Here is an 8,333-nt window from a genome sequence, read left to right on the forward strand (position 1 = left end):
CGTGCGGGCCGCAGGATGGCGGCCGGCACGCACTACCTCGGCTCTTGTCGAACTACCTCGGCAGACCTTGGACTACCTCGGCGTGGTGAACCGGTCCCCGTCACCGCTCATGGTGGCGGCGACCTCCTTCGGCGTCCCGTCGTCGTGCCACCGCAGCGTCGCGCCGACACCGTCCATGAGGTCGACGGACCCCTCGGGCGCGAACGTCAGGGCCGCGTCCTGGGCGATGGCGGCACGCAGCAGCGCGGACGGCGCCGGAAGCTCCTCGAGCCCTTCGGTGACGCCGAGATCCTCCAGGTCGCTGCGGGACGTGGCGACGTGCATCGGGTCCGGCCCGATCCACAGCGTCCGCCCTCCGAGGAGACCGTCGAGGCGGTCCGTGCCCCCGATGCCGTCTCCCGGCGCGGCCAGCACCGCGGCCGCGTCCCTGGCGAGCTCCTCGGCCAGCACCAGCGCCTTCACCTGCCCGCGGGCGAGGACCGCGACCACGTCGTCGACCGACGACACTGCCCCTTCCTCGCGCCCCTGGTCCTGGCGGAACTCCGCGAGCACCACCTCGCGCCGCCGCTCCCGGTAGGAGTCGAGGGCGTCCTCGACGCTCGCCTCGAAGTCCGCCGCGCGGACGCCGTGGCCGCGCCCGCCGCCCGCGACCTCGACCGTCCGGTGCCCGGCGTCCTGGCCGAGCTCGGCGCGCACCAGGTTCACGGCGCGCACGTCGCCGGTGAGCAGCACGATCTCCGGGCGGCCGTCGTTCACGCGCCGGTCGATCTCCGCCGCGACGGCCGCTGCGTTCCGCTTCCAGGAGTCCTCGGCGCGGGACTCGATCGTGGCGCGCTTGGTTCCCGGGCTGGAGGTCTTGCTGACCTCGTCGTTGGGGCCCTCGAACGTCTCGCGGGCCGCGCTCGCCCGGCCGGCGGCGTCGCAGGGCCAGAAGTCCGCCCCGCTGCGGTCGACGGCGACACACAGCGCGTCGACCGCCTCGTCCGCGGCCAGGGCGGCCTGCAGCAGCGCCGGTACGGGCAGCCACACCCCCGTCGCCACGGCGGGCGGGGTGCGCAGCACGCGGTCGACGACCACGCCCCCGTCCTCGGCGATGAGCACCCTGCCGTGCGCCCCCGCCACGCGTGTCGGCCGCAGGACCGCGGCCTCCAGCTCGTCGAGCACCGCGCTGGGCGCCGACTGCCGTTCGAGAGAACGTCGGACCGCTCGCCAGCGGTTCGCGACGTCCCTGTCGCCCGCCTCGGCCGAGGGCGTCGCGTCCAGGTAGACGGTCGCGAACGGGCCGGGGCGTCCGACGAGGGGCTTGAGCCAGTCGATCTTCATCCGTGATCCCCTTGATCGTCGTCGGCTGTGGCCTCCAGCGTGCGACGGATTCGCGGCCGACGCCACTGCGTCGGCCGGAGGACCGCGACCCCGTGGTCGGGGTCAGATCTCACCCCTTCAAGCGTAGGTGTCCAGGGGCGGGAGCTCGCCCTTGAGGCGCCCCGCCGCGTGCTCCTCGGCGATGCGCTCGTGGTGCCGGATGACCTCGGAGACGATGAAGTTGCGGAACTGCTCGGTGAACTCGGGGTCGAGCCCGGCGGCCTCGGCCAGGCCCTTGAGCCGGTCGACCTGCTGCCGGTCGCGGGACGGGTCGGCCGGAGGGAGCCCGCCCACGGCCTTGACCTCGCCCACGCGCCGGGTCATCTTGAACCGCTCGGCCAGCAGGTGCACCAACGCCGCGTCGATGTTGTCGATGCTCGCGCGCAGATCGAGGATCTCCTGGGGGATCCCGTCGGCAGCGGGAGCGGGCACGGGCGTGGTCTCGTCGGGGGTCTCGGGCATGGGTCGATCCTACGAGGCCCGCGGACGTACGAGCGTGTAAGGTCCCTCTTCGGCCTGAGCCGGCCGAACCGACGCACGGAGAGAGAACAGATGACGGTCGCGACGACGCCGAGCCTCGTGGAGGTGCCCGAGGGCACGAGCATCAACACCCTCCTGGCGGAGCGCGTGGCCCGGGCCGGAGACCGGCCCCTCATCGAGCGGCGCGCGGCGACGGACGGGTCGTGGTCGCCGGTGACCGCGGGCGAGTTCCACGCCGACGTCCTGACGGTGGCGCGAGGCCTGCTCGCCCGAGGCGTCGAGGTCGGCGACCGCGTCGCGATCATGTCCCGCACGCGGTACGAGTGGACGCTGCTCGACTTCGCGGCCTGGGCGGTCGGGGCCGTCGTGGTCCCCGTCTACGAGACGTCCTCCCCCGACCAGGTGCGGTGGATCCTCGCGGACTCCGGCGCGCGGCTGGTCGTGGTGGAGTCGCCGGCCCACGCCGACGCCGTCCGTCAGGTGCGCGACGAGCTGCCGGACCTCGAGGACGTCCTCGTCATCGCGACCGGTGCCGTCGACGCCCTGCGCGAGGCCGCGGCAGCGGTCCCGGCGCACGACGTCGCCGCCCGGCGCGACGCGGTGGCACGCGACGACCTCGCGACGATCGTCTACACCTCCGGCTCGACGGGTCGCCCGAAGGGTGCCGAGCTCACCCACGGCAACTTCGCGCACCTCGTCCTCAACGCCCGCCTCGCGCTCCCCGAGCTGCTGGAGGCCGACGGCGCCCGCACGGTGCTGTTCCTCCCGCTCGCCCACGTGTTCGCCCGGCTCATCCAGGTCGCGGTCATCGGCAGCAGCGCGGTGCTGGGCCACCTCCCGGACGTCAAGACGCTCACCGACGACCTGCGCACGTTCCGGCCCACGTTCCTCCTGGCGGTGCCGCGCGTGTTCGAGAAGGTCTACAACTCGGCCGAGCAGCGCGCCGGGTCCGCCGCACGCCGCCGCGTCTTCACCTGGGCCGCCCGCGTGTCCGGCGCGTACTCGCGCGCGCTCGACGCCGGCGCCGTCCCCACGACCCTCCGGCTGCGGCACGCGGTGGCCGACCGCCTGGTCCTCGCGCAGCTGCGCGCGGCGATGGGCGGCGAGCTGCGGTACGCGATCTCCGGCGGCGCTCCCCTGGGCGACCGCCTCGGCCACTTCTTCCGCGGGGCGGGCCTCACGGTGCTCGAGGGCTACGGCCTCACGGAGACCACGGCGCCGACGGCGGTGAACCTGCCCTCCGACCTGCGGATCGGCACGGTGGGACCGCCCTTCCCCGGCACCTCCGTGCGCGTCGACGACGACGGCGCCGTCCTCGTGTCCGGCCCGCACGTCTTCCGCGGCTACCGCGGGCGGCCCGACCTCACGGCGGAAGCGCTGGTCGACGGCTGGTTCCGCACCGGCGACGTGGGCGCGATCGACCACGGCCACCTGCGCATCACGGGTCGCACCAAGGAGATCATCGTGACCGCGGGCGGCAAGAACGTCGCCCCCGCCCCGCTGGAGGACCGCGTGCGGGCCCACCCGCTGGTCTCGCAGGTCGTGGTGGTCGGCGACGGGCGACCGTTCATCGGGGCCCTGGTCACCCTGGACGCGGAGATGCTGCCCGGCTGGCTGTCGACGCAGGGCATCCCGCCGATGTCGGTGGGCGCCGCCCGCACCGACCCGCGCGTCCTGGCGGCGCTCGACACCGCCGTCGAGGAGGCGAACACCGCGGTGTCGCGCGCCGAGTCGATCCGCAAGTTCCGGGTGCTCGAGGGCGACTTCACCGAGGCGAACGAGTACCTCACGCCGTCGCTCAAGGTGAAGCGGGAGCTCGTGCTGCGCGACTTCGCCGAGGAGATCGAGGCCCTGTACGCCCGCTGAGCCGGGTCCGGTCCCGGCCGGCCCGCGTCAGGCCGACTTCTCCCGCGGCGGGCGGCGACGCACGGGCGAGGTGCGGGGCACCAGCGTGGGGTTGACGTTCTCCAGCACGACCTCGCGCGTCACGACCACCCGCTCCACGTCGTCGCGGCTCGGCACGTCGAACATCACCTGCTGGAGGACCTCCTCCATGATGGCCCGCAGGCCGCGCGCGCCGGTGCCGCGCAGCAGCGCCTGCTCGGCGATCGCCTCGATGGCCTCCTGCTCGAACTCGAGCTCGACGCCGTCGATCTCGAACATGCGCTGGAACTGCTTGACGAGCGCGTTCCGCGGCTCCGTGAGGATCCGCACCAGCGCGTCGCGGTCGAGGGGCGACACGGAGGCGATGACGGGCAGGCGGCCGATGAACTCGGGGATGAGGCCGTACTTCTGCAGGTCCTCCGGCCGCACCTCGGCGAACAGGTCGTCGTCGACGACGGTCTCCATGGGCGCGCTGAACCCGATGCCGCGCTTGCGCGCCCGGGACGCCACGATGTCGTCGAGCCCGGCGAACGCGCCCGCCACGATGAACAGCACGTTCGTCGTGTCGATCTGGATGAACTCCTGGTGCGGGTGCTTGCGGCCGCCCTGCGGAGGCACCGAAGCGGTGGTGCCCTCGATGATCTTCAGGAGCGCCTGCTGCACGCCCTCGCCGGAGACGTCGCGCGTGATCGAGGGGTTCTCGGCCTTGCGGGCCACCTTGTCGACCTCGTCGATGTAGATGATCCCCGTCTCGGCCTTCTTGACGTCGTAGTCGGCGGCCTGGATGAGCTTGAGGAGGATGTTCTCGACGTCCTCGCCCACGTAGCCGGCCTCCGTCAGGGCCGTGGCGTCCGCGATGGCGAACGGGACGTTCAGCATCTTCGCGAGCGTCTGCGCGAGATACGTCTTGCCGGTGCCGGTGGGGCCGATGAGCAGGATGTTGGACTTCGCGATCTCGACCGCGTCGTCGCTGTCGCGCGCCGCCTCGCCCGCCTGTACCCGCTTGTAGTGGTTGTAGACCGCGACGGCCAGGGCCCGCTTGGCCGGCTCCTGGCCGATGACGTACTGCTCCAGGAAGTCGAAGATCTCGCGCGGCTTCGGCAGCTCCGTGAGCCCGAGCTCGGCCGCCTCGCCGAGCTCTTCCTCGATGATCTCGTTGCACAGGTCGATGCACTCGTCGCAGATGTACACGCCGGGGCCGGCGATCAGCTTCTTGACCTGCTTCTGCGACTTTCCGCAGAACGAGCACTTGAGCAGGTCTGCGCCGTCACCGATCCGAGCCACCGGGAGCCTCCATAGTCCTGAGTGCTGGTCCTGCAACCATTCCACACCACGGGGGCGTCGTTGTCAGCCGAGTACCCCGGTGCGTCGTGCCATAGGGTCCGCGTCCTCCGGTCCGGGAGGACGCGGACCCTCTGTCGTCCCAGGTCAGCGCGCCGCGAGGGCGGCCGGCTTGCGGCTCTCCAGCACCTGGTCCACCAGGCCGTAGTCCTTCGCCTGGGGGGCGGTGAGGATCTTGTCGCGCTCGATGTCCTCGCGCACCTGGGCCACCGTCTTGCCGGTGTGGCCGGCCAGCGTCTCCTCGAGCCACTCCCGCATGCGGATGAGCTCGTTGGCGTGGATCTCGATGTCCGACGCCTGGGCGTAGCCGCCGCCCTCCATCGCGGGCTGGTGGATGAGCACGCGAGCGTTCGGCAGGGCGAGGCGCTTGCCCGGCTGGCCCGCGGCGAGCAGCACGGCCGCAGCCGACGCGGCCTGACCGAGGCACACCGTCTGGATCTGCGGCTTGATGAACTGCATCGTGTCGTACAGCGCGGTCATCGCCGTGAACGACCCCCCGGGGGAGTTGATGTAGATCATGATGTCGCGGTCGGGGTCCTGGCTCTCCAGGACCAGCAGCTGCGCCATGATGTCGTCCGCCGACGCGTCGTCGACCTGGACGCCCATGAAGATGATGCGGTCCTCGAACAGCTTGGTGTACGGGTCCTGGCGCTTGAACCCGTAGGCCGTGCGCTCCTCGAACTGGGGCAGCACGTACCGCGACGACGGGGCGCCGTGCGGCAGCGCGACGCCGCCGGGGCGGCCCGCCGCGCCCGCCAGGTTCTGGGCCCGGAGGGCGAACTGGTACTCCTCGGAGTAGCTCACTGTGGTCTCCTCACGTAAAGGTCGTTGATGTCCTCGCGGGACGAGGCGGTCCGGCGTCGTCAGGACGCCGCGGTGCCGCCGCCGCCCGAGACCGAGGACGCGTTGGTGACCACGTGGTCGACGAACCCGTACTCGAGCGCCTCGTCCGCGGTGAACCAGCTGTCGCGGTCGTTGTCCTTGAGGATCTGCTCGAGCGGCTGGCCGGTCTGCTCGGCCGTGAGCTCCGCGAGCACCTTCTTCATGTGCATGATCAGCTGCGCGCCGATCCGCACGTCGGTCGCGGTCCCGCCGACGCCGCCCGACGGCTGGTGCATGAGGACACGCGCGTGCGGCGTGATGTAGCGCTTGCCCTTGGCGCCCGAGGAGAGCAGGAACTGCCCCATCGAGGCCGCCATGCCCATCGCGATGGTCGCGACGTCGGGCTGGATGTACTGCATCGTGTCGTAGATCGCCATGCCGGCCGTGATGGAGCCGCCGGGGCTGTTGATGTACAGCCAGATGTCCTTGTCCGGGTCCTCCGCGGCCAGCAGCATCATCTGGGCGCAGATGGCGTTCGCGTTCTCGTCGCGCACCTCCGAGCCCAGCCAGATGATGCGCTCCTTGAGGAGCCGGTTGTAGATGGAGTCGTTGAGGCCGAGGCCCGGGCCATCGGCGCGCGCCACCGGCGTCGCACCGTCCATCCGCAGCAAGTCGTTCACGTCCGTCTCCTTCGTCATCGCCGTCGATCGACCCTAACGTGCGGCGGTGCGACGAAACGTCCCGCAACCGGCCCTTTTCGCTGCGGGCGCACACGACGCCGCACCCCGGCCCCGGCGCTCACGTCCCGGCCGCCTCGCACAGCGTGCGTGCCGCCCGCCGCGCCGCGCGGAACGGCGCCGACGGGACGCCCAGCCCGGACGCCACGAGGGCGCCGTCGTAGAGCAGCACCAGCGCTGCCGCGAGCTCGCCGGACCGCCGCAGGCCGGCCTGCCGGCACTCCCCCTCGACGAGCTCCCGCAGCCACGCCTTCTGCCGCCCGACCTCCACCGCGACGGGATGGGCCGGGTCGTCAACCTCCGCGCGCGCGTTGATCGCGGCGCAGCCTCGACCGCCCTCGGCCGACGTCCAGCCCTCGGCGGCGTCGAACAGGGCCAGCACGCGCTCGACGCCGGGCTCCTCGTGCGCGGCCAGCGCGGCACGCAGGTGTTCCTCCCAGCGCGCGTCGCGCGCCCGCAGGTACGCGACCTCCAGGGCCTCCTTGGACCCGAAGCGGTCGTACAGGGTCTTCTTCGTGACGCCCGCCTCCGCCGCGATGGTGTCGACGCCGACGGCGTGCAGGCCGCGGGCGTAGAACAGGTGCGAGGCGGCCTCGAGGATCCTTCGCGCGGCCGGGGTGAGGCTGGGGGCGTCGGTCATGCGACCGACTATACAGATCTGTATATTGCTGGGATGGGTAAACAGATCGGTATACACGCCCGCGTGATGACCGCTCTCGCCTCGGTCGCGTTCGTGCTGTCGTGGAGCTCGGGCTTCCTCGGTGCGAAGCTCGGCACCGGCCAGGCCCCCGTGCCGACGCTCCTCCTGTGGCGGTACGTGGTCGTCACGGTCGCCCTCGGGGCCGGGCTCGGAGTCGCCCGGAAGGTGCGGGGGCGCCGCCGCGCCGGCCACCCGGGAGTCGTGCACCTCGGCGGTGCGCGAGAGGCCGCGCACCACGTCGTCGTCGGGCTGCTCTCCCAGGTCGGGTACGTGCTGCCCGTCTACGGCGCGATCGCCCTGGGCGTGAGCACGGGGGCGACGTCGCTCGTCGACGCGGTGCAGCCCGTCCTGGTCGCCACGCTCGTGGGACCCGTGCTCGGCCAGCGCGTCCGGCCCCTGCAGTGGGCCGGCCTGGCGACGGCGTTCGCAGGCGTGGCGTTCCTCGTGTCCGCCGACCTGCGCGTCACGACGGCGCCCGTCTGGGCGTACGCCCTGCCCGCGACGGCGGTCGGGTCCCTCGTCGCGGCCACGATGCTGGAGCGCCGGCGCCCGGCAGCCCTCCCGGCCGCGCCCATGCTCGCCCTGCACGCCACGGTCGCCACGCTCGTGCTCGCGGTGCTCGCGCTCGCCACGGGGGACGTCCTTCCGCCTGCCGACGCCACGTTCTGGGTGTCGACCGTCTTCCTCGCGCTCGTCCCGTCCTTGGCCGCCTACGGCCTGTACTGGTCCCTGCTGCGTCGCGTGGACGTGACCACGCTCAACGCGCTGCTTTTCCTCGTCGTCCCGACCACCACGCTGGCCGGCGCCGCGCTCTTCGACGAGCCCCTCTCTGCCGCCACCGGGGCGGGGCTCGTCCTCACCGGGCTCGGTGTCGCCGCCGTCGTGCGAGCCGAGAGCCGCCGTCGCGCGGCCCCGGCGGCGCGTGGCGGGAAGGGTGCCGAAGACGGTGACGGAGACGGCGGCGGGGACGACGACGGCCCGCACCGTCCGTGAGGACGATGCGGGCC

Annotated in this window: 8 protein-coding genes; 2 read left to right on the forward strand and 6 right to left on the reverse strand. The window is 72.6% G+C overall.

Features of this window, described 5'->3' with window-relative positions; all coding sequences use genetic code 11:
• Positions 1 to 72: 72 nt before the first annotated feature.
• Both ACFT55_RS16950 and ACFT55_RS16955 read right to left on the reverse strand, forming a co-directional pair.
• Positions 73 to 1,323 carry a hypothetical protein gene (locus ACFT55_RS16950; protein WP_380245016.1) on the reverse strand — a complete coding sequence of 417 codons (1,251 nt, stop codon included), beginning with the start codon at positions 1,321 to 1,323 and terminating at the stop codon, positions 73 to 75.
• A gap of 117 nt (positions 1,324 to 1,440) precedes the next feature.
• Entirely contained in the window at positions 1,441 to 1,824 is a 384-nt protein-coding gene (locus ACFT55_RS16955; protein ID WP_380245017.1) for a chorismate mutase, read from the reverse strand.
• A gap of 90 nt (positions 1,825 to 1,914) precedes the next feature.
• Between ACFT55_RS16955 and ACFT55_RS16960 the strand changes: the two genes are divergently transcribed.
• On the forward strand, positions 1,915 to 3,708 hold the full coding sequence (locus ACFT55_RS16960; RefSeq protein WP_380245018.1) for an AMP-dependent synthetase/ligase: 1,794 nt from the start codon (positions 1,915 to 1,917) through the stop codon (positions 3,706 to 3,708).
• 27 nt (positions 3,709 to 3,735) lie between these two features.
• On the opposite strand, the gene clpX is transcribed toward ACFT55_RS16960, so the two are convergent.
• The 4 genes from clpX to ACFT55_RS16980 all read right to left on the reverse strand — a co-directional run bounded on the left by clpX (position 3,736) and on the right by ACFT55_RS16980 (position 7,266).
• Positions 3,736 to 5,010, reverse strand: a complete 1,275-nt coding sequence (gene clpX / locus ACFT55_RS16965; protein WP_380245019.1) for an ATP-dependent Clp protease ATP-binding subunit ClpX — start codon at positions 5,008 to 5,010, stop codon at positions 3,736 to 3,738.
• Between the two features lie 144 nt (positions 5,011 to 5,154).
• Positions 5,155 to 5,871 carry an ATP-dependent Clp protease proteolytic subunit gene (locus ACFT55_RS16970; RefSeq protein WP_380245020.1) on the reverse strand — a complete coding sequence of 239 codons (717 nt, stop codon included), beginning with the start codon at positions 5,869 to 5,871 and terminating at the stop codon, positions 5,155 to 5,157.
• Between the two features lie 59 nt (positions 5,872 to 5,930).
• On the reverse strand, positions 5,931 to 6,551 hold the full coding sequence (locus ACFT55_RS16975; RefSeq protein ID WP_380245023.1) for an ATP-dependent Clp protease proteolytic subunit: 621 nt from the start codon (positions 6,549 to 6,551) through the stop codon (positions 5,931 to 5,933).
• 136 nt (positions 6,552 to 6,687) lie between these two features.
• Entirely contained in the window at positions 6,688 to 7,266 is a 579-nt protein-coding gene (locus ACFT55_RS16980) for a TetR/AcrR family transcriptional regulator (RefSeq protein ID WP_380245021.1), read from the reverse strand.
• Between the two features lie 33 nt (positions 7,267 to 7,299).
• On the opposite strand from ACFT55_RS16980, the gene ACFT55_RS16985 reads away from it, so the two are divergent.
• The gene (locus ACFT55_RS16985; RefSeq protein WP_380245022.1) at positions 7,300 to 8,319 is read left to right on the forward strand and encodes a DMT family transporter; all 1,020 of its coding nucleotides are present in this window, start codon (positions 7,300 to 7,302) and stop codon (positions 8,317 to 8,319) included.
• The last annotated feature ends 14 nt before the right edge of the window (positions 8,320 to 8,333 follow it).

Origin of the sequence: Isoptericola sp. NPDC057191 (assembly GCF_042670225.1) — a bacterium.
GTDB lineage: Bacteria > Actinomycetota > Actinomycetes > Actinomycetales > Cellulomonadaceae > Isoptericola.

Excerpts from the sequence above, each read along its gene's own strand:
- ACFT55_RS16950 (WP_380245016.1), bottom strand. The coding sequence starts at position 1,323 with ATGAAGATCGACTGGCTCAAGCCCCTCGTCGGACGCCCCGGCCCGTTC.
- ACFT55_RS16955 (WP_380245017.1), bottom strand. The coding sequence starts at position 1,824 with ATGCCCGAGACCCCCGACGAGACCACGCCCGTGCCCGCTCCCGCTGCC.
- ACFT55_RS16960 (WP_380245018.1), top strand. The coding sequence starts at position 1,915 with ATGACGGTCGCGACGACGCCGAGCCTCGTGGAGGTGCCCGAGGGCACG.
- ACFT55_RS16975 (WP_380245023.1), bottom strand. The coding sequence starts at position 6,551 with ATGGACGGTGCGACGCCGGTGGCGCGCGCCGATGGCCCGGGCCTCGGC.
- ACFT55_RS16980 (WP_380245021.1), bottom strand. The coding sequence starts at position 7,266 with ATGACCGACGCCCCCAGCCTCACCCCGGCCGCGCGAAGGATCCTCGAG.
- ACFT55_RS16985 (WP_380245022.1), top strand. The coding sequence starts at position 7,300 with ATGGGTAAACAGATCGGTATACACGCCCGCGTGATGACCGCTCTCGCC.